The organism is Xanthobacter autotrophicus, assembly GCF_030015065.1.
Lineage (GTDB): Bacteria > Pseudomonadota > Alphaproteobacteria > Rhizobiales > Xanthobacteraceae > Xanthobacter > Xanthobacter autotrophicus_D.
Genome location: NZ_JAIVFN010000537.1, coordinates 1 through 397 on the forward strand (window position 1 = coordinate 1; position 397 = coordinate 397).

The window sequence follows — 397 nt, forward strand, 5'->3', positions numbered from 1 at the left end:
CGGTGGGGTAAGTTCGGCAGTTCACGGCCGGGCCGTCCATCGGGCGCCCCGGCCGGCCCTGAAGGAAAGGACGTGTTTTGAATGAATTCCTTGCCGGCCTGGTCCGGTGGATCGTGCGCCTGGCGGTCCTGGCCGCGGGCGCGGTGTTGTTCCTGAGCCTGCTGATCGTGGTGGCGCTGCTGGCGGTGGTGTGGGGCGCCCGGTCGCTCTGGGCCCGCCTCACCGGCCAGCCCGCCACGCCCTGGACGATGCGCATGGACCCGCGCGAGGGCTGGAGCACGGTATACCGCAGCACCGCGCGCTGGTCGGCTGCCGGCCGGCGAGCGCAGGCGGCCGACGGCGAGCCCGGCGCGCTGCGCTCGGCCGAGCTGCCCGGCGCCCGCGCGGACGTGGTCGA

Annotated in this window: 1 protein-coding gene; it reads left to right on the plus strand. The window is 74.8% G+C overall.

Annotated elements, in window-relative coordinates:
* Positions 1 to 77 precede the first annotated feature (77 nt).
* The coding region (locus K9U40_RS24405; RefSeq protein WP_282892617.1) for a hypothetical protein at positions 78 to 397 on the plus strand (320 nt) is incomplete at its 3' end.